This window comes from Methylocella sp., assembly GCA_037200525.1.
Lineage (GTDB): Bacteria > Pseudomonadota > Alphaproteobacteria > Rhizobiales > Beijerinckiaceae > Methylocapsa.
Genome location: JBBCGG010000001.1, coordinates 3942952 through 3968749 on the forward strand (window position 1 = coordinate 3942952; position 25798 = coordinate 3968749).

21 protein-coding genes, 1 pseudogene and 1 riboswitch are annotated in these 25798 nt (G+C 59.5%); of the genes and pseudogenes, 6 read left to right on the plus strand and 16 right to left on the minus strand.

The annotated features are described in order from the left end of the window. The first annotated feature begins 190 nt into the window (after nucleotides 1-190). Entirely contained in the window at nucleotides 191-1027 is an 837-nt protein-coding gene (locus tag WDN46_19350) for a hypothetical protein (protein ID MEJ0095478.1), read from the plus strand. Nucleotides 1028-1227: 200 nt separating this feature from the next. On the opposite strand, the gene WDN46_19355 is transcribed toward WDN46_19350, so the two are convergent. Continuing rightward, nucleotides 1228-1887, minus strand: coding sequence for a hypothetical protein (locus WDN46_19355; GenBank protein ID MEJ0095479.1), 660 nt, complete (start codon nucleotides 1885-1887; stop codon nucleotides 1228-1230). Between WDN46_19355 and WDN46_19360 the strand changes: the two genes are divergently transcribed. After that, nucleotides 1873-2630, plus strand: a protein-coding gene (locus WDN46_19360) for an IS5 family transposase (GenBank protein ID MEJ0095480.1) whose coding sequence is annotated in 2 segments (ribosomal slippage) — nucleotides 1873-2212 and nucleotides 2212-2630 — 759 coding nt in all. Because the reading frame shifts where the segments join, the coding sequence is not laid out codon by codon here. The genes WDN46_19355 and WDN46_19360 overlap by 15 nt on opposite strands. Before the next feature lie 132 nt (nucleotides 2631-2762). Here the strand turns inward: WDN46_19360 and WDN46_19365 are convergent. The 3 genes and pseudogenes from WDN46_19365 to WDN46_19375 all read right to left on the minus strand — a co-directional run bounded on the left by WDN46_19365 (nucleotide 2763) and on the right by WDN46_19375 (nucleotide 5869). Next, nucleotides 2763-3529, minus strand: a pseudogene (locus WDN46_19365) (IS5 family transposase). Between the two features lie 1255 nt (nucleotides 3530-4784). Continuing rightward, entirely contained in the window at nucleotides 4785-5294 is a 510-nt protein-coding gene (locus WDN46_19370) for a nucleoside deaminase (protein ID MEJ0095481.1), read from the minus strand. Between the two features lie 77 nt (nucleotides 5295-5371). Beyond that, on the minus strand, nucleotides 5372-5869 hold the full coding sequence (locus tag WDN46_19375; protein ID MEJ0095482.1) for a DUF2165 domain-containing protein: 498 nt from the start codon (nucleotides 5867-5869) through the stop codon (nucleotides 5372-5374). A 156-nt stretch (nucleotides 5870-6025) separates the two neighbouring features. Then, a riboswitch (TPP riboswitch) is annotated at nucleotides 6026-6125 on the plus strand. Nucleotides 6126-6212: 87 nt separating this feature from the next. Here WDN46_19375 and thiC point away from each other — a divergent pair. Next, on the plus strand, nucleotides 6213-8045 hold the full coding sequence (gene thiC / locus WDN46_19380) for a phosphomethylpyrimidine synthase ThiC (protein ID MEJ0095483.1): 1833 nt from the start codon (nucleotides 6213-6215) through the stop codon (nucleotides 8043-8045). A gap of 92 nt (nucleotides 8046-8137) precedes the next feature. On the opposite strand, the gene WDN46_19385 is transcribed toward thiC, so the two are convergent. The 3 genes from WDN46_19385 to WDN46_19395 all read right to left on the minus strand — a co-directional run bounded on the left by WDN46_19385 (nucleotide 8138) and on the right by WDN46_19395 (nucleotide 10403). After that, entirely contained in the window at nucleotides 8138-8863 is a 726-nt protein-coding gene (locus WDN46_19385) for a beta-ketoacyl-ACP reductase (protein MEJ0095484.1), read from the minus strand. Nucleotides 8864-9088: 225 nt separating this feature from the next. Continuing rightward, a complete protein-coding gene (locus WDN46_19390; GenBank protein MEJ0095485.1) occupies nucleotides 9089-10264 on the minus strand; it encodes an acetyl-CoA C-acetyltransferase in 1176 nt (391 codons plus the stop codon). After that, entirely contained in the window at nucleotides 10254-10403 is a 150-nt protein-coding gene (locus tag WDN46_19395) for a hypothetical protein (GenBank protein ID MEJ0095486.1), read from the minus strand. Before WDN46_19395 ends, WDN46_19390 begins: the two co-directional genes overlap by 11 nt. A gap of 283 nt (nucleotides 10404-10686) precedes the next feature. Here WDN46_19395 and phaR point away from each other — a divergent pair, with 283 nt between their 5' ends. After that, a complete protein-coding gene (gene phaR / locus WDN46_19400) occupies nucleotides 10687-11274 on the plus strand; it encodes a polyhydroxyalkanoate synthesis repressor PhaR (protein ID MEJ0095487.1) in 588 nt (195 codons plus the stop codon). Nucleotides 11275-11363: 89 nt separating this feature from the next. Here phaR and WDN46_19405 read toward each other — a convergent pair whose 3' ends face one another. Both WDN46_19405 and gloB read right to left on the minus strand, forming a co-directional pair. Continuing rightward, nucleotides 11364-11750, minus strand: a complete 387-nt coding sequence (locus tag WDN46_19405) for a cupin domain-containing protein (GenBank protein ID MEJ0095488.1) — start codon at nucleotides 11748-11750, stop codon at nucleotides 11364-11366. Nucleotides 11751-11786: 36 nt separating this feature from the next. Beyond that, nucleotides 11787-12557 carry a hydroxyacylglutathione hydrolase gene (gene gloB, locus WDN46_19410; protein ID MEJ0095489.1) on the minus strand — a complete coding sequence of 257 codons (771 nt, stop codon included), beginning with the start codon at nucleotides 12555-12557 and terminating at the stop codon, nucleotides 11787-11789. 161 nt (nucleotides 12558-12718) lie between these two features. On the opposite strand from gloB, the gene WDN46_19415 reads away from it, so the two are divergent. Next, entirely contained in the window at nucleotides 12719-13498 is a 780-nt protein-coding gene (locus WDN46_19415; protein MEJ0095490.1) for a methyltransferase domain-containing protein, read from the plus strand. Here WDN46_19415 and WDN46_19420 read toward each other — a convergent pair. After that, nucleotides 13458-14156, minus strand: coding sequence for a dienelactone hydrolase family protein (locus WDN46_19420; GenBank protein ID MEJ0095491.1), 699 nt, complete (start codon nucleotides 14154-14156; stop codon nucleotides 13458-13460). The genes WDN46_19415 and WDN46_19420 overlap by 41 nt on opposite strands. A 235-nt stretch (nucleotides 14157-14391) precedes the next feature. Here WDN46_19420 and WDN46_19425 point away from each other — a divergent pair, with 235 nt between their 5' ends. Further along, nucleotides 14392-14607, plus strand: a complete 216-nt coding sequence (locus WDN46_19425) for a hypothetical protein (protein MEJ0095492.1) — start codon at nucleotides 14392-14394, stop codon at nucleotides 14605-14607. Between the two features lie 163 nt (nucleotides 14608-14770). Here WDN46_19425 and msrB read toward each other — a convergent pair whose 3' ends face one another. The 6 genes from msrB to htpG all read right to left on the minus strand — a co-directional run bounded on the left by msrB (nucleotide 14771) and on the right by htpG (nucleotide 25508). Continuing rightward, a complete protein-coding gene (gene msrB / locus WDN46_19430; GenBank protein MEJ0095493.1) occupies nucleotides 14771-15175 on the minus strand; it encodes a peptide-methionine (R)-S-oxide reductase MsrB in 405 nt (134 codons plus the stop codon). A gap of 32 nt (nucleotides 15176-15207) precedes the next feature. Beyond that, nucleotides 15208-17673 carry a DNA topoisomerase (ATP-hydrolyzing) subunit B gene (gene gyrB, locus WDN46_19435; protein ID MEJ0095494.1) on the minus strand — a complete coding sequence of 822 codons (2466 nt, stop codon included), beginning with the start codon at nucleotides 17671-17673 and terminating at the stop codon, nucleotides 15208-15210. A gap of 238 nt (nucleotides 17674-17911) precedes the next feature. Beyond that, entirely contained in the window at nucleotides 17912-20506 is a 2595-nt protein-coding gene (gene clpB, locus WDN46_19440) for an ATP-dependent chaperone ClpB (protein MEJ0095495.1), read from the minus strand. A gap of 722 nt (nucleotides 20507-21228) precedes the next feature. After that, complete coding sequence (locus WDN46_19445; protein ID MEJ0095496.1) at nucleotides 21229-22242, minus strand: DUF4167 domain-containing protein; 1014 nt, start codon at nucleotides 22240-22242, stop codon at nucleotides 21229-21231. A gap of 436 nt (nucleotides 22243-22678) precedes the next feature. After that, complete coding sequence (gene prmC, locus WDN46_19450; protein MEJ0095497.1) at nucleotides 22679-23593, minus strand: peptide chain release factor N(5)-glutamine methyltransferase; 915 nt, start codon at nucleotides 23591-23593, stop codon at nucleotides 22679-22681. Further along, entirely contained in the window at nucleotides 23565-25508 is a 1944-nt protein-coding gene (gene htpG, locus WDN46_19455) for a molecular chaperone HtpG (protein ID MEJ0095498.1), read from the minus strand. Before htpG ends, prmC begins: the two co-directional genes overlap by 29 nt. Nucleotides 25509-25798: the final 290 nt, after the last annotated feature.

The window sequence follows — 25798 nt, forward strand, 5'->3', positions numbered from 1 at the left end:
GAAGACCCGGCGGCGCCAAATTCGAACCATTTACTCGCTGCCCGTCTCGGCCCTTTGATGGAGCATGGATCCTCTCAGGAAAGCATGCCTCTCGATCACGGCTATCGCGATCCTCGCCCTTGCGATCGCATTCGCCAAGAACATTGGAGGCCGTGACAACGAATCTCTCTGCGATGGGCGCCGTTATGCATTGAGCGCCGTCGCAAACGGCGCCTCTCCCTATATCGGACTCACCGCCGACGGCGTTTCTGGCCAATTCCTTCTGGACTATGGCGCGACACGGAGTTCGCTGTCGGCGAGCGCATTTGCCGCGCCGCATGGATCCATCAAAATCGCCGATCTTTCGCTGCCAGGTTTTACGGGCGGCGCCTTTGCGCTTACCTGCTATGACATGCCGCTAAAACCTGCCGAAAGGCAGCTCGGCCTCATAGGCTCCGACCTCCTGTCACAGCTAAGCGCGCAATTTAGCGGAGACGCGGTGTTTTTGGGCGTTCAGCCCTGTCAATCCGGCGCCCTCCGCGCGCACGGCCTCGTTCCCATCGCCCAGAACGGCTTCTTTTCTTCGGACCCCTCAAGAATAGACGGCAACCTTCCCAATGTTCCGGTCGTCTTTTTGCGACTTGGAGCGGTCCGCGCCTGGGCGCAATTCGACACGGGCTATGACGATGTCGTCTATGCGCGCTCCGTCGATATCAACGAGGCGCTGTTTGAACGTTTGATCCAAAGCGGGACGGCATTGGATCATGTTGCCGATATCAGCGTCGCGACTTGCGAAGGCCGCGAGAGCAGGCGCGTCTACACGGTGAAGGATCGCGCCCTTGTGATCGAAACTGAAGAGACAAAGCCAGTTGCCCGAATAAATGCCTTCCATCTGATTTTAAAGCCCGCGAATGGATGCGGCGGCATCGGCGCGATGACCGTCCCGGCGGCCCAGCTCGGAGCATCTTTTCTTCGGATTTTTGGAACGGTCGTCTTCGACCCAAGGTCCGAGGCGGTTTGGTTGAAAGGCGACGGTAAGGAACAATAGTCGGCGGCGCAGCCGCGCGTCCAGCGACGAGGAGATGTGTCGGCCCGTGCTCCATGCAAGCCAGCGGCGAAATGCGATCACACGGGTGATCAAGTTGCGGAACTGCGGCTGGGGTAAGATTGGGTGTGTCTTGAGCCGCCTGTGGAGCATAGCGGATGTCGGGGCGTTAACGTGCGCGCGACCTTAACGATACAGACGCGTCAGTTAAAGGCCACTCCGGCACTGAAAGGTTCCAATCCAAGTATCGCCTTGCGGTCGCGATCTAACTTTGCGACTGATTTCTCACCAATGAGGCCCACCAGCAAAGCTTTGAGGCACCTCTCCTGTGCCGCCCTAAGGCGATTTGTAAACTCGTCGCGATTGATGACGGCAGCCATGGAAGCACTGTGTCCGATAACAAATGAGTCAAGAGTTCGGCTCAGTTCGCTCAGCGTTCTTTTTTCCTTAATGCAAAAATTACGCGAGCACATAGACGCCATCTTCTTCTCGATTTCTTCAAGTTTTTTAAATGGTGCGCAGAGGCGATATTCTGTATCGAACCGCTTTATATGCACTCCTAGAAAGAGGATTTCTTTTGAAGGCTCTACAATAATTGTTTTGGATTGCTCTCCGAGTTCAGGGATGCTTAATCCTAGAATAGACAAGCTTTTCTTGATTAAAGCGAGCGCGACTTTACACTGCATTTCATTTTCGCCGAATAAGGCGAGGTCATCAGCATAGCGCAGAGCAATTATCCCCGCTTTGGTGATTTCGGTGTCAAATTTCTTTAGCACTAGGGCCCAGACCCATAAAATGGTTGGCGTGACAGGCGGATTGTGATTCACAGCTTCCGAAAGGAAGCGACTATGAATCGGGATCAATTCTGGCTGACGGACGCGCAGTTCGCGAAGATCGCGCCGCATCTTCCCACGGACACGCGCGGCAAGGCGCGCGTCGATGATCGCCGGGTGGTCAGCGGGATCATTCATGTGCTGAAATCTGGCGGACGCTGGATTGACGCGCCGCTGGAGTACGGGCCAAAGAAGACTCTCTACAATCGCTACGTTCGCTGGGCTGCTAAGGGCGTTTGGATCGATCTGTTCCACGCGCTTGCGCAAGCAGGCGGGCCGCCGGCGCAGGTCCTCATCGACTCCTCGGCGGTCAAGGCGCATCGCTCGGCCAGTGGCGGCAAAGGGGGGAGAAGAATCAGGCCATCGGCCGTTCGCGCGGCGGGCGCACAACCAAAATCCACGCATTGACCGATGCGGACTGCCGCCCGCTGTCTTTCATGCTCACCGGCGGCCAAATCGCCGATTGCTCGGCGGGCGCGGAGCTTATCGCGCGACTTCCTCCTTGCGAAATCCTCCATGGCGACAAGGGCTACGACGCAAATGCGATCCGTCGGCAGGTCGAGGAGCGCGGAGCTATGCCGAATATCCCGCCCAAGGCCAATCGCAGGTGGAAGAACTGCTTCTCGCCCTTCCTCTATCGAAACCGCAACGCCATCGAACGCATGTTCTGCCGCCTGAAAGACTTCAGGCGCGTGGCTACCCGCTACGACCGAAACGCCATAAACTTCCTCGCCACAGTCTGCATCGCCGCTACCGTTTGCTACTGGTTGTGAGTCTGGACCCTAGATTAGACAACATTGGGGAAACGGGCATCCCCTGTCTAAGGCCGATACCCTCTTTGATGCCGTTCTCACGGGCGATTGTCATTCCTCGTCCGCCAGGATTCTCTAGGCAGTAGTGACGAATTACCTGAGCATGATAGCAATAGCGGCGAGCAATACGAAGCCTCGGTAGTTTGCGAGGAGCTTGTCGTATCGGGTTGCGACGCGCCGGAACTGCTTCAGTTTATTGAAGAAACGCTCGACGAGATTGCGCTCCTTGTAGAGCGCCTTGTCGTAGGGGAGCGGCGCGCGGCGATTGGATTTTGATGGGATCACCGGCTCAGCCTCACGCATAAGAACAGCCTTGCGCAAGTGATTGGCGTCATAACCTTTATCGGCGATGATCGCATCGGCCGCAAAGCCTTCGATCAGGGCGTGCGCTTTTGTGATGTCGTTGCGCTGCCCAGGTCCGAGAAGGAGCCGAACGGGGTTGCCGAGTGCGTCTGTCGCGGCGTGGATTTTGGTGCTCAAACCACCGCGAGAGCGGCCCAGGCCTTGGGCATCCGCCCCCCTTTGGCGATCCTTGCGCCGGCCGCGTGCTGATGGGCGCGCACGATTGTTGAGTCGATCATCAGCCATTCGAGATCGGCCTCGGCGGTGAATGCCTCAAGAAATCCGTCCAAGGCGCCGCGCTCGATCCAGCGATAGTAGCGGCGTTTCACCGCCTGATGGTCGCCGAAGCGTTCGGGCAGATCGCGCCAGCGGCCGCCCGAGCGGGCCATCCATAACAGCGCGTCGACGAAGCGTCGATTGTCGCAGCGCGGCACGCGCTGGCCGGCTCTTCCGCCTGGCACAAGATCACAAAGCCGCTCCCATTGATCGTCTCGCAGCGCATCGACATCCCGAATCATCAAGGCTGATCTCCAAAAATCAGCCTTGAATCATGGAAAGATCCTCGCGAGAATCCCCCAAACGCCGAATTCGTCACAACGGCCTAAGCAGTCTACCGCGTCGCACAAAAGCTCAGAAATAACTTTTGAGCGCACGCTCTTCCTCAAAAGGTTTTTAACGTCGGCTCGTTTGATCTGATCGAAGAATTTTATGATATCAGTTTGTGCTACCCAAGGATGGTCGCGGCGGAGGTGAGCAGCCCGCCTCTGAGCTCCTGTCAGCGTTCTCTCTTTTGAAAAGCCATAACTAATCGGTGAGACGGGCTTAAACCTATCGTCGGCTTCCAGATGACGTAGCAGCGCGCGTTGCACCAAACGATCACGAACGGTCGGTATCGCAACGATACGATACCCGCCTGATGCTTTTAGAATTGGCGCTATTCTCAGTTTCTCGAATCGATATTTATTTTGTTGAATTTCGCGGCGGATACGATCGACGTGGTCATCTAGCCTAGATGCAAATGACTGCGCTCGAACTCGATCAACACCCGGGGCGCCGGGACTAGATGAGCTGGAGTCAGAGCTTTGCTTCCAAACGTCTAGGAAAGCCTCATGAGATAAAGACGCCGGAAGCCGCCTCATGCCACTCTCCCCCGAGTACCAGGATTCAGCTCCTCGGGGGCCGTTTGGAAGGCGATGCCGAACCTGACGCACCAAGCGATGCCGGATGGGAACCGGTCTCCGCGCCATCTGGCTCGCTGTACGCGAAACCACCTGACGACGGTGAAACGAGGCGGTTGCTAACGGTTAGATCAAGCGAACCTGAAACCGTAAGACATACCGCCATCGAAAAGATGGCAGCCCGCCCCGCGATTGCAACCTTTATTCCGGCGCCGAAGCTGAGAACAAATCGTGAACAAACTGCAATCTTGACGCGAAACGCGTCCCCCGCCGCACCGGCTCCGTCACTTAAGCTGATGGCGCGATCCTGGCTACGCTTATCGAGCATCTCGCACCCTCCTTCTGAACGCGATGCCGAACCTGACGCACCAAGCGATGCCGGATCGGAACCGGTCTCCGCGCCATCTGGCTCGCTGTACGCGAAACCACCTGACGACGGTGAAACGAGGCGACGAAAGCTGTGACGCAAGGAAACGTCTCGAGCTTGGCTTAGGTATAGCAAAGATTCGGGTAAAAAACTACAGTGGAGGTTGTGGATATCTCGTTATACTTGGGGATCCGCGAGAAAATAAAGCATCAACTCGCCTGGAATCCCTCACCCAAACAGCGCCATCGCCTCCGCCGACAGCACTCCGCCGGTGATCGCGATATTGGCGAAGGGCGCGGCGTCCGCGAGCTGTTGGCTCGTCACCATGATCTGCCCAATTTTTGTCGCGAATTCGGCGATCGAGGCGGCGAAGACGACCCTTCCCATGCCGCACCACAGAATCGCGCCCATGCACATCGGGCAGGGCTCGCCCGAGGCGTAGAGCGTTGCGCCTTTCAGCCACTCGGTGGACTTCGTTTCGATCAAGCTGCGCATCGCCATCATTTCGGCATGGGCTGTTGGATCATCGTTGGTTTTGCCAAGATTGCGGCCGGTTGCGATCATCTTTCCCTCACGCACGATGACGGCCCCGAAAGGAAAATCACCCTTTGCCGCCTCATCGATGGCGATGCGCATAAAATGCTCGTCTTCGGGCAGCGGCGCCATCCGTGTTGCGCCAGCCGCAGCCTGCTGCGGCGCGCCCAGCACAGCTCCGGCGATGCCCGCGCCAAGCAGCATCCTTCGCCGATCAACATCGAGCGAAGGCCATGGACCGCAATGACAGGAACACTGGCTCATTCCACCCCCCATCGGCCTCAAGCCAGATCCTCGTCTTTCATCGAAATGAAAATCAACGCCCCGAGCATGGTCACGGCGATGCGGAAGGCGCTCGGCACGCCGTCCCAGGCGGGCGAACGCCACATGCCGAACCATTCGCCGCCGATCGCGACGAAGCCGCCCTCAAAGAGCAAGAAAGCGAGGGTTAGTCCGGCGATCGCCATGCCCTTGGCCTCCTGAAACATCCGCGACGTGGCTTTCAGCCTGCGAAGCAAGGCGAGGGCGCCAAGCCCAGTCATCGCGGCGACAAGGATCTCTACGGCGATGATCAGGATATAGCCCGCATGATGCAGAGCGGGCGAGGTCACCGCCCGCCACTGGATAGCGGACCCAGCGGGAATTGCATCCATGTCGAACACATGCGTGACAAAAGCGAAGTTCGTCGAATAATCCGTCAGATTGCCGAAGGCGACCAGCGCCGCATAGAGCGCCAAGGCTGCAACGCAACCAATCTTGGCAAGACGGATAGCCAGCATTTGAGCCTCCCAAGGCGCCGACGAACGCTTAAGACATAGCACTGCCCGAACAGGCTTGTCTTGATCTCGCCAAAAAAGCTGGGATCAAGCGGAGCTTGAGGCCTCGCCCGAAGATAATGCGCGCCTTGCCCAATCCGCCGGGCGGTTCTATGCTGAGGGTTCGCCTTGGGGTGCTGCCGGCGACGGCGGCTGAGATCACACCCATAGAACCTGAATCTGGATAATGCCAGCGCAGGGACCGGCAAGACGGCTAAAAGGCATAGGCGAATCGCTAAAGCCTTGAGCCGCCAGACCCGCCTCCTGCTTTCAAAAAGACGTTAAAGAAGCTTGAGCGGAGACTGAAATGAATATTCACGATAAGCAACAAGCTCTCGCGCCGCGGAGCGTGACCTCGGGTCCGCTCCCAGGCTCAAAGAAAGTCTATCATCGCCCTGATGGACGCGAAGACATCGCCGTCCCCTTCCGCGAGATCGCGCTTGATCCTTCCGCCAAAGAGCCGCCGGTGCGGGTCTATGATCCCTCGGGGCCTTATTCGGAGGCCAATGTCGCAATCGACCTGTCCGCCGGCCTCCCCCGCATCCGCGAACCCTGGCTCGCCAAACGGCAGGGGCTCGATTTTTACTCAGGGCGCGAGGTGCGCCCGGAAGATAATGGGGCCGTGTCGCCTGACCGTCTCGTGCCGCCCTGCCCCGCCAATACGTCGCCGCGCAAGGCGCGCAATGGCGCGCTCGTCACGCAATATGAATTCGCCCGAGCCGGGATCATCACCGAAGAGATGATTTTCGTCGCCGCGCGGGAAAATCTCGGCCGCGAAAAAATGCTCGAAGGCGCCGAGGCGCGCATCGCCGACGGCGAGAGTTTTGGCGCTTCGATCCCCGCCTTCATCACGCCGGAATTCGTGCGCGACGAGATCGCGCGGGGCCGCGCAATCATCCCCGCCAACATCAACCATCCAGAACTCGAGCCGATGATCATCGGCCGCAATTTTCTGGTCAAGGTCAATGCCAATATCGGCAATTCGGCGGTCACCTCGTCGGTCGCCGAGGAGGTCGAGAAAATGGTCTGGGCGATCCGCTGGGGCGCCGATACCGTCATGGATCTTTCTACCGGACGCAATATCCATAACATCCGCGACTGGATCATGCGCAATTCGCCCGTGCCCATCGGCACCGTGCCTATTTATCAGGCGCTTGAGAAAGTGGACGGCGATCCGATCAAACTCACTTTCGAGGTTTTCCGCGACACGCTGATCGAACAGGCGGAACAGGGCGTCGATTATTTCACCATCCACGCCGGCGTGCGATTGGCCCATGTGCCGCTGACCGCCAGACGCACCACCGGCATCGTCTCGCGCGGCGGCTCGATCATGGCGCGCTGGTGCCTCGCCCATCATAAGGAGAGCTTCCTCTATGAGCGCTTCGATGAGATTTGCGACATCATGCGCGCTTATGACGTCTCTTTCTCATTAGGCGATGGCCTGCGTCCCGGCTCGATCGCCGACGCCAACGACCGCGCTCAGTTCGCCGAACTGGAGACGCTCGGCGAATTGACCAAGATCGCCTGGGCGAAAGGCTGCCAGGTGATGATCGAAGGCCCCGGCCATGTGCCGATGCACAAGATCAAGATCAACATGGAAAAGCAGCTGCAAGAATGCGATGAGGCGCCGTTCTATACGCTTGGACCGCTGACGACCGATATTGCGCCCGGCTATGATCACATCACCTCAGGGATAGGGGCCGCGATGATCGGCTGGTTCGGCTGCGCCATGCTTTGCTATGTGACGCCGAAAGAACATCTTGGCCTTCCCGACCGCGACGACGTGAAGACGGGCGTTATCACCTATCGCATCGCGGCCCATGCAGGCGATCTCGCCAAAGGCCATCCGGCGGCGCAACTGCGTGACGATGCGCTCTCGCGCGCACGATTCGATTTCCGCTGGCAGGATCAGTTCAATCTCGGACTCGATCCCGAAACGGCGCGGCTGTTCCACGACGAAACCCTGCCGAAAGACGCGCATAAGACCGCGCATTTCTGCTCGATGTGCGGCCCGCAATTCTGCTCGATGAAGATCACGCAGGATATTCGCGACGAGGCCGCGGCGATGGAGGCGCGCGACAAAGGCATGGCGGAGAAGAGCGCCGAGTTTTTGGAAAAAGGCGGCAAGCTTTACGTTTGAGCGGCGGCGGCTTCGCGACGGGCCGCTTCGCAGAGAACGATAGCGGCGCCCCAAAACTCCAAAATCATCCGGGGGGCGCCGCCAAGCCGCTTTCAGATCATATACTGGCCGCCATTGGCGGTGAGGGTCGCGCCAGTGATGAACCCCGACTCATCGGCGACGAGAAACACGACGCAGCGAGCTATTTCTTCCGGCTCGCCAAGCCGGCGCACGGGGATCAGCGGCAGAATGGATTTTTCTATCACTTCGCGCGGAACAGCCTTCACCATATCGGTTGCGATATAGCCGGGGCAGACGGCGTTGACGGTCACTCCCTTGCCAGCGCTTTCCTGCGCGAGCGACTTGGTGAAACCGATGTCGCCGGCCTTCGAGGCAGCGTAATTGGTCTGGCCGAATTGACCCTTCTGGCCATTGATCGAGGAAATATTGACGATGCGGCCAAACCCCCGCTCGCGCATGCCTTCGATGACAGGACGAGTCATATTGAACAAGGAATTCAAATTGGTGTTGATCACCTCGCACCACTGCTCAGGCGTCATTTTGTGGAACGGAATGTCGCGGGTGATTCCCGCATTATTGATGAGAATGTCGACGGGTCCAAGATCAGCTTCGACCTTCTTGAGCCCGGCGGCGCAATCCTTGTAATTCGAAACATCCCATTTATAGACGGGAATGCTTGTCTCCGCTTTGAATTTAGCCGCCGCCTCATCATTGTTGGCGTAATTCGCCGCGACGAGATATCCAGCCCCCTGCAATGCCTTGCTGATTGCAGCCCCAATCCCTCGCGAACCACCGCTCACTACCGCTACCCGCGCCATTGCGTCACCCTCAACCCCAAAGGCTTTTTGGTGCATCGCCGATAACCGGCGTTGCCCACGCTCCCCATGCCCACTAAGGAGCGCAAGATCTGATTTTCTCATTTATCTGGCGGGAAACGCGCGTCGCCGCGCCAGAATCCTTGAAGCCTCCGTCAGCGAAAGCATCGACTGAATTACGAGGCCTTCCGGGCTTTAAATTGATAGAATCTCAACCCGCGCAAGTCCTTAGCGCTCAACGGTCATAGCAATCCCCATGCCGCCACCGATGCAGAGCGTAGCGAGGCCCTTTTTTGCGCCCGAGCGCCGCATTTCATGCAACAGCGTGATAAGCACGCGGGCTCCCGAGGCGCCAATCGGATGGCCGATCGCGATTGCGCCGCCATTGACGTTGACGCGCGCAGGGTCAAGGCCGATGTCCTTGGTGACGGCAAGCGCTTGCGCCGCGAAAGCCTCATTAGCTTCAATCAGGTCTAGGTCCTTGACCTTCCAGCCGGCTTTTTCGAGCGCCTTGCGCGACGCTGGAATCGGCCCTGCGCCCATGATCGCCGGGTCAACGCCGGCGGTCGCCCAGGACGCGATGCGCGCCAGCGGCTCCAGCCCGCGCGCCGCGGCGTCCTGAGCGGTCATCAGCACCACCGCTGCGCCGCCATCATTGAGGCCTGACGCGTTGCCTGCGGTGACCGTGCCGTCTTTGTTGAAAGCCGGCCGCAACTTTGCGAGAGCCTCGAGCGTCGCCCCGGCGCGAATATATTCGTCCTTGTCGACGATGATATCGCCCTTCTTGCCGCTGACCGTGAAAGCGACGATTTCCTCATCGAACTTGCCGCCCTTTTGCGCCGCCTCGGCCTTGTTTTGCGACGCAAGCGCGAAACGGTCCTGATCGTCTCGGGTAAGCTGCCATTTGGCTGCGATGTTTTCCGCAGTCTGGCCCATGTGATAGCGATTGAAAACGTCGGTCAGACCGTCGCTCAGCATGGTGTCGATGAATTTGAGATCGCCCATTTTGACGCCGGAGCGCAGATAGGCGCTGTGATGAGCTTGCGACATGCTCTCCTGGCCGCCGGCGACGATGATCTTGGCGTCGCCATTGGCGATCTGCTGCATGCCGACGACGACCGCGCGGAGCCCCGAGCCGCAGACCTGGTTCAAACCCCAAGCCGTCTTTTCCTGAGGGATGCCGGCCTTCATCGCGGCTTGGCGCGCCGGATTCTGGCCCTGCCCCGCCGTGAGCACCTGTCCCAGGATGACTTCATCGACTTCGGCGGGGTCGAGTTTGGCGCGTTCGAGCGCCGCCTTGACGGACGCCGCGCCGAGCTCGTGTGCTGGAATTGCGCTAAACGCTCCGTTGAACGATCCGACAGCCGTACGCGCTGCGCTCACGATTACAATATCACCAGACATCGGGCATCCTCCACAAATCAGCCGCACCGACATTCACGGTCGCGATTTCGGCTGGATCACGTAAATCGACAAACTCCGCGCCCTTGAGCCCGGCAATACCAAAATATAATGACGGATTTCCAAATCGGAGAAAAATCATATTTGAAATCAGTTCTCGCTTTGAAATAATAAGCCTATCCTAGCATGAGATCGTCGCCAGTTGAATCGCGCGACGACGCTAAAGAAAAAAAGCGCTTTGGGGAGGTTCGATGGGACAGGTTACATGCGGATCGGCTGCGGCGGCGAGACTTGACCACAGCTTCTTGATTTGGAATCGCTTTCTCTTGATCATGCGCAAATCGCGGATCGAAAGAATTCCGCCGGTAGACAAAGCCAAGCAAACGGTTGCAAAGTGATCTTCCCCGGAGGTTCGGCGATTGACCATGGCCAATGAAAAGACCCCCATCACAATCAAGAAATACGCCAACCGGCGGCTCTATAACACTGGCACGAGCGCCTATGTGACGCTCGAAGATCTCGCCGGCATGGTCAAGAAAGGCGAGGATTTCGTCGTCTTCGACGCCAAGAGCGGCGACGACATCACCCGCTCGGTGCTGACCCAAATTATCTTCGAACAGGAAGGCAAGGGCGGCCAAAGCCTGCTGCCTATCGCTTTTCTGCGCCAGCTCATCCGATTCTATGGCGACAGCATGCAAATGCTCGTCCCCAGCTATCTCGAATTTTCGATCGACAAGCTGACCAGCGAACAAGGCAAGTTCCGCGATAAGGTCGCCGGCGGCTTCGGCGGCCAGGCGGTCGGGCCGGGTTTTGGTTCGCTGGAGGAGCAGGCCCGCAAGAACATGGCGCTGTTCAATCAGGCGCTGTCCATGTTCAACCCCTTCGTTCCGCCGCTCGCGCCGCCAGCGCCCGAAGCGTCGCCCGAACCGACAGCAAAGAGCGACATCGAGGAAATGAAGCGTCAGCTCGAGGAATTGCAAAAGCGGATCGATGGAATAGCGTCCAAGGAATAAGCGCTGCCGACTTGCTCCGCCCTCTTGGCAAGCGTTACGCCCTTTTCATTACAGGCGTGACGCCTTTTCATTTCATTTCAAGTCGCGGTTCAGACTGTCGCCTCCCACACTCCCTGAACGAAAACCGCTTCTTCCATGCCCGGCCAAGGGGGCATCGTGGTCGCAACCACGACAAGAGGCTCAAGGCTATCGGACCGAAACTGGAACCGAGCGCCAACTGGGATCGCAATGGAGCAGCCTGGCCCAACGTCCTCTACAACTTCCTGATCGTCCAGCTTCCTCCACATGCGCCCATGGCCGGAAACGAAGTACCAGACTTCGTCAATCGTCCTATGGACAATTGCCTTTGACACGGCTTTTGGCGGTAGCGAGAACATCGCCATGCCCCCGCGCGCCGTTCCGCATAAGATGCGCACCTCGGATCCGTCCGGCGCGATAGTGTCGGGAGCGCTGCTAATTCGTTTGCTCGCAAGCATCGTGTTTCTGCTCTTGTTGGGGATCCGGAAGTCGTCCTATGCGCGGTTCTTGCGCTCGCGCAATTCGGCGAAGACCGCGGCTGGATCGGCGCCGCTCATGCCCACCGCAGCCTTAACTTCGGGTTCATCGGCGCGCAGGAATGGATTGGTAGCGAGTTCTATCAAAATGGTCGTTGGAAGAGTGAATTTCCCCTCCGCGCGCAATTTCGCAACGTCCTCGGCCCGCTCGCGTAAAATTACATTGCCGGGATCGACGGTCAGCGCGAAATGGGCATTGGCGAGCGTATATTCATGGCCGCAATAAACCTGCGTCTCGCCTGGCAGCGCAGCCAGCTTCATCAAAGAATGAAATAAAACCTGCGGCGGCTCCTCAAATGGGCGCCCGCAGCCCATGGCGAACAAAGTGTCGCCGACAAAGGCGATGTCTTCATCTTCGAACCAATAGGCGATGTGACCGCCGGTGTGGCCCGGGACCTCGATCACCGCCGCCTCGAGCGCGCCGACCCTGACTCTGTCGCCCTCGCCGACCTCATGATCGAGGCCGCCGATTTTAGACGCCTCCTTGCGCGGGCCGGTCACGCGAGCCCCCGGAAACTTCGCCTTGAGCCCAGCAACGCCCTGGACATGATCGGAGTGGTGATGCGTGATCAAAATATCGGTTAGTTTCCAGCCCCGGCCTTCGAGGGCCGACAGAATCGGCCCCGCTTCCGGCGCGTCGATCGAGGCTGTCGAGCGCGTTTGAGGATCATGGATGAGAACCCCAAAATTATCCTTGAGGCAGATGAATTGATAAATATGGGCGGCCATGATCCACTCCTTAACGTCAGGCGAAACTAGCCTCGCCGCAGAAGGGGGTCAAACCGTCCGGCATCTTCTTCCGCCTTGCCCGAGAAAGGCCGCCCGGACTCCGGGGGCCGATCGACAAGGTTCTAATTGCAAAGCAAAGTTCTAATTGCAAAGAATGCGCAATGTCGCTCGATGTCGTCGACCTTCGCACCTTTTACGGCTCGCCTCCGGGCGAAGTGGCGCGGCGCCTTATCGGCCGAATCGTGCGCGACCGCTTTTCCAATTGCACCGGCTATTCGATCCTTGGCGTTGGCTATGCAACGCCCTATCTCGGCGTTTTCCGCGAGGAGGCTGTGCGCGTGCTTGCGTTCATGCCGGCGGAGCAAGGCGTCGTGAACTGGCCCTCGTCCGGTCAGTCGGCCTCAGCGCTCGTCGAGACGACGACGATGCCTTTGCCGGATTCCTCGATCGACAGGGTGATTCTCATTCACGGGCTCGAAATTGCCGAGCATCCGCGCGACCTCCTTGCCGAAATCTGGCGAATTTTAACGCCGGGCGGCCGCGTTCTCGTCATCGCCCCAAGCCGGGCGGGTCTTTGGGCGCGGCTCGATCGAACGCCATTCGGCCATGGCCAGCCCTTTTCCCGCAGTCAATTGCGCGAACTGATGCGGGAAACGCTGTTTTCTCCCACCCATTGGACCGAGGCGCTCTATGTGCCGCCATTCAAGCACTGGGCCATGTTGCAGTTGGGGATCGCCTTCGAGCGGATCGGCGGTTTCTTCGGGCTTCCCGGCGCGGGCGTCCTCATTGTCGAGGCGACCAAACAGCTTTATCGTCCGGTGGGCGTGCGCCGCGCGCAGCGCGCGCTGCCGCAATTCCAACCTGCGCTCGCCCCCGAAACCATCGGCGTTGCGCCGATTTCTAGATCCTCACCTTGGCGTCACGATCGAGCTTCAACTTGAAGCATTGGGCAAGAAATAAACCGCCGTGCATCAGTCCGGCGCCGTCGATGCCATGCCCAAGCCCCATGGACAGATGCCATTGGGTGGGGATGTCGGCCTTGGCCAGATCCTCGGCCGAGAGAAACAGCGCCTCCGTCGGAATGACGGGGTCCTCGCTGCCATGAATCAGCAGAATCGGGGGCGCTTTGCCGGCAGGCGTGTGGGCCGTTGCTTGGCTCAAATGCTCCGGCCCGACCACCGCGCCCGAATAGCCGACGATCGCCGCCAGGGCGCGCTTGCGCCGAAGCCCGACATGCAACGCAACCATCGTCCCCTGGCTGAAGCCAACTAGAGCCAATTTCGACTCGTCGAGCCCATGACGCTGAAGCTCGGCGTCAAGAAACGCGTCAAGGCCCGGAGCCGCCTTGTTGACGCCGATCCAGCGCTCATTGGGGTCGCGCATCGTCAAGGGAAACCATTGCCGCCCGCTCGGCGCTTGGCTGCAGGGCTCTGGCGCATTTGGCGATACAAAGGCCGCATCAGGCATAAATGCCTGCCATTGCTTGGCGATGGCGATCAGATCCGAGCCGTCGGCGCCATAACCATGCAAAAACACGATGAGTTGTTTCGCGTTGCGCGATTTCGGCGCGAGGCGCGGGCCGTCAATCAAAGCCGCCATTTGGTGTGTCCGCTGGTTGGATATTTTGCGCGAAAAGCCTGCCCGGCCCAGCCATTTGAAGCATTTTCGCCTCGAATGGAACCGCCCGACGCCGCCCGCGCAGATTCACGTTTACCGGCCGCTCCGGCGGGATTAAGTTAGCAGCTCGCGGCTAACGCGAATAATCCTGATTTCGCTAGCCCTTGAGGCTCCCGCGCCGGGCGGCCGAAACTCAGGACGCGTTGAGAGGGCTCCCATGTATATCATCGCCCGCAACATCACTGGTCCGCGCTTGCGCTGCGAAGCCTTGATGGTCGACAAAAAAAGCTTCACGCCCTGGCCGCCGACCAACGAAGATGGCTGGCGCAGGGCCTATAAATTTCGCGACAAACTGATGGCCGAAGTGGTCCGCCTCGAAGCCGACCCCTTGGGCGAGCAGCTCAAGGTGATCGAGGCGGTTTATATTCCGTGAGGCGTTGAACGCAATCCTCCCCTTCATTAGCGCTCAAAGGCCCACGGACGGTGAACAGACCTAGCTGCGAAAGAGACGCCATTTAAGAAAAGGACCGCTTCGCTATCCTTCAAGGCGTGCGTTTTGCGCCTTGCTCGGAATGTTCGGCCCTTGTCCAAGGCCGTTATTCCGGCAGGAAATCCATCGCAACGCCATTAATGCAATAGCGCAAATGGGTCGGGGGCGGCCCGTCCGGAAAGACATGGCCGAGATGGCTGCCGCAGCGGCTGCAATGCACCTCCGTGCGCCGCATCCCGTAGCGGCCATCTTCCTGCGTCTCAACGGCGCCTTCGATCGGATCATTGAAGCTCGGCCAGCCCGTGCCGCTCTCGAATTTTCCTTTGGAGGCGAAAAGCTTCTGCCCGCATCCGGCGCAGGCGAAAACGCCCGCGCGCTTTTCGTAATTCAAGGCGCAACTGCCCGGCGCCTCGGTGCCGTGGCCGCGCATGATGTCATATTGTTCCGGCGTCAGAAGACTGCGCCATTCCGCATCGCTGTGCGTAACAGGAAACTCTTTGGTCTGCGTCATCCTATGCTCCACCCTTGCTCGCGCAACGAGCCTCACACATCCAGATTGGCGACGCTCAGCGCGTTGTCCTGGATGAATTCGCGACGGGGCTCGACGACGTCGCCCATCAATTTGACGAAAATATCGTCGGCGTCATCGCCTTCCTTGATCTTGACCTGCAACAGGGAGCGCGCCTCGCGGTCGAGCGTCGTCTCCCACAGCTGCTCGGGGTTCATTTCGCCAAGGCCTTTGTAGCGTTGCATTTGCGAAATGCCCTTCTGTCCAGCCGCCATCACGGCGTCGAGCAGATCGCCGGAGCCTGAGACCTGGGCCTCATCCCCGCGCCGGATGAACTGCGCCGGCCGGGCGAACACATCATGCAAAGTCGCGCTGTGCTCATTGAGGCGGCGCGCCTCGCTCGAGGACAGCAGTCCGGCGTCAAGCGTCGAGGCCTGGCGAACGCCGCGCACCTCGCGGGTAAAGATATAGCCGCCATTCTCGACGCGGCCGCTCCAGCCGCGCTCGATATCGTCGGCGAGTTCGTCGAGACGCGCAGCGATCGCCGTGGCGAAGCCCTCGGCCATCGCCTCCTCGTCTGGACGGATCGGCCTCAGCGCCCCGGCGATCGCCGCCTGCTCCACAATGGTCCGATCATAGCGCGAATGCGTGGCGCTCAGCACATGCCGCACAATCCGCGCCTCCTCGATGATCGAGCGCAGATCCGGACCGGCGCGCTCGACGCCATTGGCGAGGCGCAGCACAGCTCCCTCAAGGCCGTTGCCGATGAGATAATCTTCGCGCGCGTGCTCATCTTTCAAATATTGCTCGGAGCCGCCGCGCTTGACCTTATAGAGGGGGGGCTGCGCTATGTAGAGATGGCCGCGTTCGATAAGTTCGCGCATCTGGCGGAAGAAGAAAGTCAGAAGCAAAGTACGGATATGCGAACCGTCGACATCCGCGTCGGTCATGATGATGACCTTGTGATAGCGCAGCTTATCAGCGTTGAAATCGTCGCGGCCGATGCCTGTCCCGAGCGCAGTGATCAGCGTCCCAATCTCCTGGCTTGACAGCATTTTGTCGAATCGCGCGCGCTCCACATTAAGGATTTTGCCGCGCAATGGCAGCACCGCCTGGTATTCGCGGTTGCGGCCCTGCTTCGCGGAGCCGCCCGCTGAGTCGCCTTCGACTAGGAACAGTTCGGCCTTCGCCGGGTCGCGCTCCTGGCAGTCGGCGAGCTTGCCCGGCAGATTGGCGACGTCGAGCGCGCCTTTGCGGCGGGTGAGTTCGCGCGCCTTGCGCGCCGCTTCGCGCGCCTGCGCCGCCTCAACCACTTTGCCGACGATGACGCGCGCCTCTTGCGGATGTTCTTCGAACCAGGACCCGAGCATCTCATTGACGAGACCCTCGACCGCCGGACGAACCTCCGAGGACACCAGCTTTTCCTTGGTTTGCGAGGAAAATTTTGGGTCGGGCACCTTGACCGAAAGCACGCAGGTCAGCCCCTCGCGGCTATCATCGCCCGTAAGATCGGCCTTCTCGCGCTTGAGGAGACCCGAGCGCTCGGCATAGCCCGTGACCTGCCGCGTCAGCCCCGCGCGGAAGCCAGCCAAATGCGTTCCGCCGTCGCGCTGCGGGATGTTGTTGGTAAAGACCAACACATTCTCGTGGTAGGAATCGTTCCACCACAAAGCGACCTCGACGATAATGTTCTCGCGCTCGCCCTTGATCAGAATGGGCTTGGCGAGCAGCGGACTTTTGGCGCGATCGAGATAGCGCACAAACGCCTCGAGGCCGCCGTCATAATAAAGCTGCTCCGTCTTGACCTCGGGGCCGCGGGCGTCGGTGAGCTGGATCCGAACGCCTGAGTTCAGGAAGGCGAGCTCTCGCAACCGGTGTTCGATCGTCGCAAAATCATAGTCGACCATGGTGAAGGTCGCGGGCGAGGCGAGAAAGGTGACTTCCGTGCCGCGCTGGGGCTTTCCTTCATGCGTAGGCGCCGGTCCGATGACTTGGAGCGGGGCGGTTGCATCGCCCTCTTCAAAATTGATCAAATGCTCTTTGCCGTCGCGCCAGATCCTGAGTTTCAGCCAGGTTGAAAGCGCGTTAACGACGGAGACGCCGACGCCATGCAAGCCGCCCGACACTTTGTAGGAATTCTGGTCGAATTTCCCGCCAGCGTGCAGCTGGGTCATGATGACCTCGGCCGCCGAAACGCCTTCCTCCTTGTGGATATCCGTCGGAACGCCGCGCCCGTCATCGAGGACGGTCACCGAGCCGTCGGCGTTCAGCGTCACCGCCACCTTTGTGGCGTGTCCCGCCAGCGCCTCATCGATGGCGTTATCAACCACCTCATAGATCATGTGGTGGAGTCCGGAGCCGTCATCGGTGTCGCCGATGTACATGCCAGGCCGCTTGCGCACGGCGTCAAGACCACGCAACACTTTGATGGAATCGGCGCCATAATAGGCTTCAGTTTCAACGGGAAGAGAAACCGGCGGCGTGGCGGCGGGTTGGGCCATAGGTGAAGCGAACTTTCTGCTCTCGGCAAAGCCTGACGAAGATTTCTGTCTTATAGACTAGAAACCTGTGAAGGTCATGTTTTTTAATGTCTTTTTCGCCACTCGCGGCAGCGATCCGACGAGCTTTCCACATCTCGATTCTGGTTTAATCGCGGACTGTCCGCCGCACGGATGAAACCAGCGCTGGACCATTACGATTTTGTCTCGAAATGGTCCAGTCGCCGGCCGCGGCGAAGCCTTACGCCGCTTCTTGGATGGCTTTGTCGCCGATCAGGAGCCCCGTCTCGTCCGCGCCTATGCGAACCAGCTCGCCGTCGTGGATTTTGCCGGCAAGGATCAACTCGGCCAACGGATCCTGCACGTTCTTCTGAATGACGCGCTTCAAAGGCCGCGCGCCATAGGCCGGATCATAACCCTTTTCGGCGAGCCACGCGCGCGCCTCGGGGGTCAATTCCAACGTGATCTTGCGATCCTCAAGCAGCTTCGCCAGGCGCTGGAGCTGAATCTCGACGATCGCCCCCATATCCTCGCGGCGCAGACGATGGAAGAGGATGATCTCGTCGATGCGATTCAGGAATTCCGGGCGGAAATGCGCCCGCACCACCTGCATCACTTCGGCATGGACCGCGCTCGAATCCTCGCCATCCTTCTGCAGCACGAGGAAATCGGCGCCGAGGTTAGAGGTCATGATGATCAGCACATTCCGGAAATCGACCGTGCGCCCCTGCCCATCGGTGAGCCTGCCGTCGTCCAACACCTGCAAAAGAATGTTGAAGACATCTGGATGCGCCTTTTCGATCTCGTCGAACAGCACGACCTGATAGGGCCTGCGGCGCACCGCCTCAGTGAGAGCGCCGCCTTCTTCGTAGCCGACATAGCCGGGAGGCGCGCCGATCAGACGGGCGACGGAATGTTTCTCCATGTATTCCGACATATCGATGCGCAGCAGCGCATTCTCATCATCAAACAAGAAGCCGGCGAGGGCCTTAGTCAGCTCGGTCTTGCCGACGCCCGTCGGTCCAAGAAACATGAACGAACCGATCGGGCGATTGGGATCCTGAAGTCCCGCCCGCGCGCGCCGCACCGCAGTCGAGACCGCCTTGACGGCCTCCGCCTGACCGACGACGCGTTTGCCGAGCGCCTCCTCCATTTTGATCAGCTTGTCGCGTTCGCCCTCGAGCATTTTGTCGACCGGAATTCCCGTCCATCGCGAGACGACCTGCGCAATATGCTCGGCGGTGACCGCCTCCTCGACCAGAATGCCGCCGCGCTTCGCCTCGATCTCCGTCAGCTTGCGCTCAAGATCTGGGATCACGCCGTAAGTCAGCTCTCCGGCGCGTTGATATTCGCCCCGGCGTTGCGCCTGAACGAGTTCGGTGCGGGCCGCCTCAAGCTGCTCTTTGAGTTTTTGCTCGGAGCCGAGCTTGTCCTTTTCGGCATGCCATCGCGTGGTGAGCGCCGCGGATTTTTCCTCGAGGTCGGCCAATTCGCCCTCAAGCTTGGATAGCCGCTCTTTCGAAGCCGCGTCGGTCTCTTTCTTCAGAGCCTCCTGCTCGATTTTCAGCTGAATGATTCGGCGATCAAACTCATCCAGCTCTTCCGGCTTCGAATCGATCTGCATACGCAAGCGCGCGCTCGCCTCATCGATGAGATCGATCGCTTTGTCCGGCAAAAACCGATCCGCGATATAGCGATGCGACAGCGTCGCCGCCGCGACGATTGCAGCGTCGGTGATGCGCACGCCATGATGCAATTCGTATTTTTCCTTGAGGCCGCGCAAAATCGAAATCGTATCGGCGACCGTCGGCTCGGAGACGAAAACCGGCTGGAAACGCCGCGCCAGCGCGGCATCTTTCTCGACGTGCTTGCGATATTCTTCGAGCGTCGTTGCGCCGACGCAATGAAGCTCGCCGCGCGCGAGCGCAGGCTTCAGCAGGTTCGAAGCGTCCATCGCGCCATCGGCCTTGCCTGCGCCGACGAGCGTATGCATTTCGTCGATGAAGAGGATGATGCCTCCAGCGGCGGCGGTGACCTCGGTCAAAATGCCTTTCAGCCGCTCTTCGAATTCGCCGCGATATTTGGCCCCGGCGATGAGCGAGCCCATGTCGAGCGCGAGCAATTTCTTGTCGCGCAGACTCTCGGGCACGTCGCCGTTGACGATCCGCAATGCAAGGCCTTCGACGATAGCCGTCTTGCCGACGCCGGGCTCGCCGATAAGAACCGGATTATTCTTGGTGCGTCTGGATAGGACCTGAATGGTGCGACGGATTTCCTCATCGCGCCCGATGACAGGATCAAGCTTTCCCGTCCGCGCGGCTTCCGTCAGATCGCGGGTATATTTCTTCAGGGCGTCATAGGCGTTTTCGGCGCTTGCATTATCCGCAGTGCGGCCTTTGCGTAATTCTTCAATCGCCTTGTTTAGATTTTGCGGCGTCACCCCCGCCTTCTCGATAATTTTGCCAGCCTCGGAACTCTTATCCATGGCCAGCGCCAGAAGAAGCCGCTCCACCGTCACGTAGGAATCGCCCGCTTTCTCGGCGATCTTTTCAGCGTTGTCGAAAATCCGCGCGGTCGCCGGCGTGATATACACTTGGCCGGCGCCGGAGCCTTCGACTTTCGGCAATTTGCCAAGAGCAAGTTCGGTTGCGATCAGCGCATCGCGCGAGCGTCCGCCCGCCTTGTCGATGAGCCCCGCGGCGAGGCCTTGCTCGTCATCGAGCAGAACCTTCAACACATGCTCGGGCGTGAACTGCTGATTGCCTTCGCGCACCGCGAGCGACTGTGCGCTCTGGACAAACCCCCGCGCTCTTTCAGTGTATTTCTCAAAATTCATGGCTTTATCTCCCCCTTCGAAATCGCCCCCATCGGCAGCGCATTTCGCAGTAAAACGGAATCGGCCCCTTGCGGCGGCCTCTTCAGTCAAATGTAGGGAAAAAAAAAGCCCGCGGTAGGGTTTGCGCTGCGAATCATGCGTCATTCGCAGCGCCGCGAGCCAGACCGCCAGGGTGGCGTGCGGCTCATTTCGCGTGGGAGCGCCTTATTCTTTGCAGAATGCGATGAAGCGATATTCTTTGCAGAATGCGATAAAGCGATCCCGGATCGCTTGGAGCCGACCTCGTCCCAAGACGAAAGTCAGCCCTATATCGCGCCGTTAGAAAGCCGGCCCTGTTGTGTTCAACGAGAGCGCAGCGGCTGACTAGAGGGTCAGATTACCAGCGACAGACCCTGCGTGGACCCCAGGGAGTTCCCCGCCACCAACACCGGCGGCCCCAGCCCCAACCCCAGTTTCTCCGACAGCCGCCCCAAGGACCGCGATGCCAGCCAAACCCGCAGCCGCCCCGCGCCATCGTCACCTCGGGAGATGACGATATCTGATGGAACGAGGCGACAGGCATAGCCTGCACGTCAATGGAAAGCGCCGAAAGGAAAATAATGGCCGCAGCGACAGATAGTTTCGTGATCATAAATCACCTGTTTCCGCCCTGATTTCAACGGAAACATCCTACTGCGCGACGAACAAGCCTCCAAATGAATTGTGACGAGCGCTAACACTCATCAGTCCCCAACGGGATCCTTGGCGCTGGTTTCCTCATGATTTGCGGCCTGGTCGATCGCCATTTCAGCCTTGCTGCGGCGGCGGCGGCGCGGACGCAAATGGAAGCCATTCGCTTCGCGGTCGACTACTTCGGAGCGCTCGTTGCTGATCGAGGCGAATGCCTCGACGGGAGCCTCGGATTCGATCGAATCAGAAGGCGCCCGGACCGGCGCTGTAATGAAAGCGGGCAGGCCGTTGGGCTCGACCTCCTCGATGACCGGAGCCGGCGCGCGCGACTCGCTGCGCGGGGCGGCGTCATTGCGAAAGTCCCGCGGCGGGCGGCCAGAGCGCTGGCTACGATTGTCCTGATCTCGCCCCTGCCCATTGCGTTCAGAGCCGGTCCGATCCTGCTGGGCGTTGCGATCTTGATTGCCGTTGCGGTCGGAATATGGGCGATCCTGGTAGGATCTTTCCTGATAGGGCTTGTCCTGCTGGTAGGGCTTTTCCTGGAAAGGCCGGTCCTGACGCGGGCCGCGATCCTGACGCTCGTATCCCGGTTTTTCCGGATTGCCATTGCCGCCGTTGCCATAAAAGGCGCGATCCGAACTTGGCTGCGGATTGCCGGATTGAGGCTGCTGCGCGAAAGCGGGTTGGGGCGCAGCGAAACGTTCGGGCGGCGAAGCGAATCGGTCTGGAATGCCGGTGAAATCGTCGCCGTCGTCGATCTCTTCCGCGATGGGTTCGCCGGGCTGGCGTTGATAGCCGACCGCGCTTTGTTGTTGCGCCTGCTGGGCCACCGCGATGAGGCGGAAATAATGTTCGGCGTGCTGGAGATAGCTTTCCGCCGTAACCGGATCGCCGGACGACTGCGCGTCGCGGGCTAATTGGAGGTATTTTTCCCCAATATGATGGGCAGTGCCGCGGATTTTAACGTCGGGACCGCTCGACTCGTACGAACGCGTAAGAGGGTTTGGTCCTTTGCGATTATTATTGGGGCGGCCACGCATGCGTTTGTTGTTCTGTCCTGGTCTCATCGATGATCCTTGAGTGGCATCGTAGTCGCGACCCTCGAGCATCGCCTGATCGGCGTCTCGTTCACGGTTCTTATCGAACCATTTTTTCAATAACGCGAAGGCGCGAGCGGATTAATTTGGCTCTCCAGCCGGTGGCGATGCTCACGGGGTCTCCGTGGCGTCGATCCTTGACCCTGGATCAACAGAGTCTTGGAGTTTCGGGGGACATTACCTCGGTTTCGCCGAGCGTCGCAGCATCGCCGGAAGCGGGCCACCTATTTTCCCCACACTGCATATAATGCGCGGGTAGGTGTATCTCGACGCTAACCGCAGCTTTACAGGAGCGAATAGGTAATCCTTATCTGCTCAAACTAGCCGCTTTCAACTGAAACGCCAAGAGCTTTTCCGAAAATATCTCTCTCACACCTTCGCTGTGATCAAAATGTCGCGCTTGAGCTCAAGCTAGCTCCGACAAAATAATACGTTCCCGTCCGTTGAGGTCAAGTCCCCAGTTGAAAACACTCAGCGAGGCGGCCTGCAATAGCGCCGCAACGGCCTTCCCCTGCCCCAGTCCAAACTCAAGCGCGACGACGCCATGCGGCTCCAAAAGACCCGGCAAGGCGGGGATGATGGCGCGATAGGTCGAAAGACCGTCTTCGCCGCCGTCGAGGGCAAGGCGCGGATCATAGACCCTGACTTCCGGCGCAAGGCTCTCGATTTCATCCCCAGGAATATAGGGCGGGTTGGAAACGATCAGATCGAATCGGCCTCGCAACGCCGCTGTCCAATCCCCACAAATTATTCGCCCGCGCGCGTCCAGCCCCTGCATGGCGAGATTGCTTTGCGCAATGGCGCAGGCCGCCGGCGAAATGTCGACGCCAACGCCAAACGCGAGCGGCAGGCAGCGCAACAGCGCTCCAAGAACGGCGCCCGAGCCGACCCCAAGATCAAGAATCCGCAAGGCCTTGTCCCGATCGCCAGCCAGACGATCCAGCGCAGCCTCAATCAAGGTTTCGGTGTCCGGGCGCGGATCGAGCACTGCGGAACTCACGGCGAAACGTTCGCCCCAAAACTCCTTGTAACCAATGATTCGCGACACCGGCTCGCGGCGCAAACGCCTCGAGGCCATCAGGCGCAAGACATCGGCCGCGCCGCCGAGCGGGGCGTCTGCGTCGCGAATGAGGCCCGCGTGATCAATTCCAAGCGCCGCGCATAAAAGCACCCGCGCATCGAGTTCGGCGGATTCAATGCCTCCCTCGCTAAAGGCGCGCGCCACCGCCCGCCGCGCCCTCTCGCGCGGCATCGAGGCGCAAAGCTCCAACCCGCCGGGCAAAATCACCGACTTACGTCGCCGGACGGCTGGCGGCTTCAAGCAGAACGCGCGTCAGCCGCGTTGCGAAATCTGGCGCATTGGACGGCTGTTCGCCTTCCATCACCCGCGCCTCGTCGAAGATCAGCCAAGTGATGTCCTCGATTTTCTGCTTGTCCGACGCGCCGATGAGAGCGCCCAGCGCCTGGATCAGCGGATGCTTCGGATTGACCTCGAGCACGGGCTTTGTCGCCGCGCCAAGTTGGCCATGCTCGGCGAGCAATTGCTCCAGCCGTCGATCCGGCCCGCGATCCGGCGCAATCAGGCAAGCGGGGCTTTGCGCCAATCGATCGGAAGCGCGCACGTCTTCCACCGCGCTTTCGAGAACCTGTTTCATGAGCGCGAAGAGCGTCGCGAGTTTAGCCGTCGAAGCCTCGTCCGCCGCCTCGTCCGCGCTGCCCTCGAGAAGCGGTATCAATTTGATGTCGGCGGCCCCCTGCGTCACCGACTTGAAAGGCTTCCCGTCAAATCCGATTGCGGGAGTGACCCAGAAAGCATCGACCGGATCGGGCAGCAGCAGAACTTCGACGCCGCGAGCGCGAAACCCCTCGAGTTGCGGGCTCGCCGCCAGCCGCTTCAAATCATCGCCGAGGAGATGATAGATGGCGGTCTGGTTCTCTCGCATTCCGGCGACATAATCCTTGAGCGCGCGGGCGCCTTCGGGATGAGTCGAGGTCGCAAAACGGGAGATATTGAGCAAGGCGTCGCGCTTTTCGGGCCCTTCATAGATGCCCTCTTTCAGCACGCTGCCGAAATGTCCCCAGATCTCGGCGAATTTTGCGGGATCGTTTTCGGAAAGCTTGGTCAGCTCCTGCAAAATGCGATTGGAGACGCCTTGCTTGATGGCGTTAAAGACCGGACTTTCCTGGATCATCTCGCGCGAGACATTCAGCGGAAGATCGGCGGAATCGACAAGCAGCCGGACGAAGCGCAGCCACCTTGGCAGGATCTTGGCGTCATCGGTAATCAGAACATGGCGGACATAAAGTTTGGCGCCGCCCTGGCGCGACGGATCGAACAGATCGAGCGGTCGCAAGGAGGGGATGAAGGCCAGAACCGTATATTCATGACGCCCTTCCGCGCGCCAATGCACGGTGAGCGCCGGCTCATCGAATTGACCGGACAGGTTATGATAGAACTCGGTGTAATCCTGCGTTGTGATGGCGCTTTTGGGTTTGGTCCACAGCGCCTGGCCATCGCTCAGCTGGCGCGGTTCGGCCCCAGGCGATTCGACGATTGCGATCGGCGCCGTCAGCGCGCTTGAATGCTCGCGCACGATCTGTTCGAGGCGGTAAGGTTCGAGATATTCCTTCGAACCCTCGTTGAGATGCAGGACCACGCGAGTTCCGTGATCGGGAGCCTGATCAAGCTGCAGCGGCGCTATTGAGAACGCGCCTTTTCCATCCGAACTCCAGAGGAAGGCCTCGCTCGACCCGGCGCGCCGCGAAAACACTTCGACCCGATCCGCGACCATGAAAGCCGAGTAGAAGCCGATGCCGAATTGCCCGATCAAATCGACTTTTGGACCTGTCGCGACAGAGGTGCCCGCTTCATCGCCCTCATTCTCGACGCCCTGTTCGGGCTTTGCGCCGATCCGGTCGAGAAAAGCCCGGGTACCGGACCTTGCGATGGTGCCGAGCGACTCGGCAAGATCCTCGCGCGTCATGCCGATTCCATTATCCTCGATCGTGAGGATTCCGGCCTCCTTGTCGAGGCGGATCGCAATCTTGAAGGGGGCCTTGGCGAGCGAGGGATCGGCAAGCGCTTCGTAGCGCAATTTTTCACAAGCATCGGCCGCATTGGAAAGCAGTTCGCGGAGGAAAATGTCGCGATCGGAATAGACCGAATGCACCATGAGATGCAGCAGCCTTGCGACATCGGCTTGAAACGCTTGAGATTGACCCGCAGCTTCAGACATTTCCAAACAATCTTCCCCTGATGCATTTCATCGCTGATCGGGCGCCTCTATGCCTTAAACCCAGGCGCAGTCGCCCCCGCGCTCATATTGCCCGTGAAGGATTTAGATTCAAGGCCTCTCGACGCGAGGGCGTCCGATGCTCATTCCGCCCTGTCTCAAAACTGTCAGGATGGGGCTTGCCCAAGCCAGTTTGGCGGGCGATGATGGAAAAACGCAAGGCCATCAACGATAAAAGGCATAAGCGATTTGGAGCCTACCGACGATAATCGCAGCGGGGCCCTCCCGGACAG